General features: G+C 49.2%; 1 protein-coding gene. It reads right to left on the reverse strand.

Annotation, left to right across the window (positions count from 1 at the left end; all coding sequences use genetic code 11):
- A partial coding sequence (locus AC0QH1_RS15550) for a DUF4347 domain-containing protein (RefSeq protein WP_324632113.1) occupies positions 1–2,780 on the reverse strand: 2,780 nt, incomplete at its 3' end.
- Positions 2,781–3,349: the final 569 nt, after the last annotated feature.

Here is a 3,349-nt window from a genome sequence, read left to right on the forward strand (position 1 = left end):
CTGCCATCAAACCCATTCCAGCCAAAATTAATCTCCCCAGTAAAGTTTTCCCCTGGCGTAAAGACTAATTTGGCTAATTCTGCCACGTCAATTTCTTGGTTTAATTCGATGAGTTGACCATTAAGTTTCAGAGTGCCATTTTCCGGGAGAGCGGTGATTTTGATTTTCTGTAGTTCGTCTGACTCGGTATCGGTAAATTGACTGATAAAATCTGTGGGAGAAAACGGCAGGGAAGTGTTTTGCTTTCCCGACTTACTCAGATTGGCGATCGCCGGCGGGTCATTGACCGGATTGAGGTTGACCTCAACCGTTCCACTATCAACGCCATACTCATTGCCATCAAATCCATTCCAACTCCAACTAATTTCACCAGAAAAGTTTTCCTGGGGGACAAACACCAAATCGCCGATATCGGCCATCTCAATTTCTTGCAGGTTTTCCACTGGCTGGCCATTGAGCTTTAGGGTACCATTGGTAGGCAGAGAGGTAATTTTAATTTTGCTCAGGTCGTGGTTATCTTCATCGGTAAATTGGCCGAGAAAATCAGTGGAGGAAAACCCAATTGCCACATCTTCGGTGCCCGACTTGAGGACTTGGCCAATTTCCGGGGGAGTATTGACCAGAACCGTGGCGATCGCGTTGGTATCGGTACCGTTGTTATTGCTTTTGTCCGGGTCGAATGTCGTCGCCGTGGCCAAAATTGCATTCGTTAACGTGCCCGCAGTGGGCGGGGCCGTTCCCGTGATGGTATAGGCGATCGATTCCCCATTTTCCAACAGCGGAATACTCGGCCAAGAAACGATGCCGGTTTGCGGATTATAGGTTCCCCCATCACTGGCACTTATCCAATTGAAATCCGTGGGAAGCGGATCGAAAATAATTACATTTTCCGCCGGATCCGGTCCGTTATTCGTTACCTCAATAGTGTAGGTAATTTCCCCATTGGGCAGTACGGTTAAAGGTGCCTTTTTTGTCGCCAACACATCCGCCTGTTTTGTAGGCGGTTCTACGGTTTTCACCACCAAATTGCGGATTTCGTGGATATTGGTATAAGCCCCGGTCGAACCGCCAAACCCAAATTTAAACGTGTCCGGAATCGGTCCGTTGGGTTTGATATCTCCATCCTCTAAATCATCAAAATCCCCATCGCCATTCGCATCCCGTCCGTTAACGACATCAAAAGGAGGGATGACTTCTTCCCCCTCATCGTTACAATCTCCATCGTTATTAAAATCAATGCAAATCGAGAGAAACCCCTCTTGAGTTAAGATGATTTTTGCCGTGAGTTTCGCATTTTCGCGATTGGTTTCATTGGGAAATGAGAAAGAATTGTCCAAGGATTCTGTCCCGGTTAAGTAAGGATAATCCGTGGTGATATCTCCCGCGCTTCCGTTACCGCGACCGCGAATCGCCACCGCATTGGATCGCAGGTTAGGCCAGCCCCCCACGCGACCTTCTCCCGCCCGAGAAAAATTGCCAAATGAATCGAATCCGATGCCGAGATATCCGCCTTCAATCCCGTTGACGGTTTGATTGGTTTGGTTTCTTTGCGCGTAGCCGAGAGAGCCACCAAATCCCCCCGCGACTGTGGGAGATTCGTTCCCATCAATTAGAAATAAACTAAACCCATCTGCTCCGGTATCGTGGCTGCTATCATAGGCAAACATTTCAAAGCTAATTTCCAGTCCCGCATCCGCCGGAACCGGATTGTTGTAAATCACAAAAGTGGCTTGGTTTTTGATGTTTGAAGTTAAGCGCAGCGCTCCTTCACCGGGTTGGTCGAGGGGCATGTCTAAACTTGGAATAACCCCAGCGCCAATTCCAGCCGTTAAAACGGGAGTGGCCGAAGTTTCATTACCGGTGCCATAAATCCAAGGCCCGACTACGGCGCCTTCGGTGAAGGTTTCTTGAATTAAACTGGAAAAAACAAACGGATAGATTTGTAATACCTCTAGCTCAAAGGCTAAGGCCGATTTTAGAGTCGATTGGCTTGGGTAAAATCGGCTTGTATTTCTCTCGGGCGGCCTTTTTTTGGCTCGGTTAATCCTTCTAGAATAATGAGGATTGTCTGGTATTGTCGCAATCGGTAATTGCCAATTTCCGCCTTTCGCCGCGCTTCCAACTAAACTATCGGAGGCGGCAATATTTAATCCGGTTAATTGACTCAGTTGGGAGAGGAATTCAGCACCGATTTTCCCGGCGGCTACATGACATGCATAAAGCAGCAGCGAGGGGGAAGAATGGGGAGGGGAAAAAGCATTTTTCCACTGTTGCAAGCGAGGGGCATACTGTGCGAGGCTGTGTGAATTGAGTTCGCGGTTTCCCAGGTGCAAGCTGCCCGGTTTGCCATGACAAACTACATGGATGCTCTGGATGTGAGTGCGATGTTGTAGCACGCGATGGATTTGTGCCACGCCATCGCGGCGATCGTCTAGGACGATCGCTTCATATCCCGGTTTTACCCCACGGACCAGGGTGGCGCAATCTTGAAGTTGCGGGTCGATAAACACCAGGTGAGCGATCGCGCCTAAGTTTTTGCCTTTCCCTCCTGGGGCGATCGCCCCCATTGCGGATAGGGTATCTCCCGGGGGCAAATCCTCCGGGTCCGACAGCGGAGGGATAACGCCGTCGGATTGAGATTGAGTCGAATTTAAGATGCAACCGTTCATAATTTCTCCAAGGGCAACACTATTGCAGGTGAGAATATTTACTCGCTCGGAAGTGCCCTTGGCGATCGCGCGATCGCGATGCCTTGTAACAAACTCAATTAAATCAAGCACCCCGATGACGAGTGGATAGTTTCCACTGACTTCTCACCATCACGACAGAACAGCAATGCACCCTGATGAACCCATCGATGGCGGTAAATTCTCGGAACTCTCTGGAGATACCGTAGAATCACTCGAATCAGTTTCAACTGACTGCCACTATCCGTAATTATACGGTACTTTTCGGCGTTCTGTGTCCGGTTTTTGGGTGATTTTTTCGCACTCAACCTGCGATCGCGATCGCATCTGTCGGTGACTTACCGCTTAAAATCCTTTCCTGGTAAATATTTCAGCGATTGCTGAATTGCACCCGCTTTGGGTAAAACCACTCAGGGCTATCACCCCCCACCGGGCATTTTCCCTGGGGTAAACCCGGAAAACTTAATTATGTTTTAATCTTTCGGCGGTTTTTCGCCCCTGTGTTCTGCCCCAATCCCCGCCCGGGTACGCGAGGGTATTTTTGCGGTAAAATAAAAGATTACACGCTTAAACAAACCACGACTGAGCTGTCAGCACCCCGCTCTAAAGAGACGGGGCTTCTAGCCCCTGACTTTAGGTAGCTGACCAGCCTAAGCCCTACG

It is taken from the genome of Phormidium sp. CCY1219 (assembly GCF_055795085.1).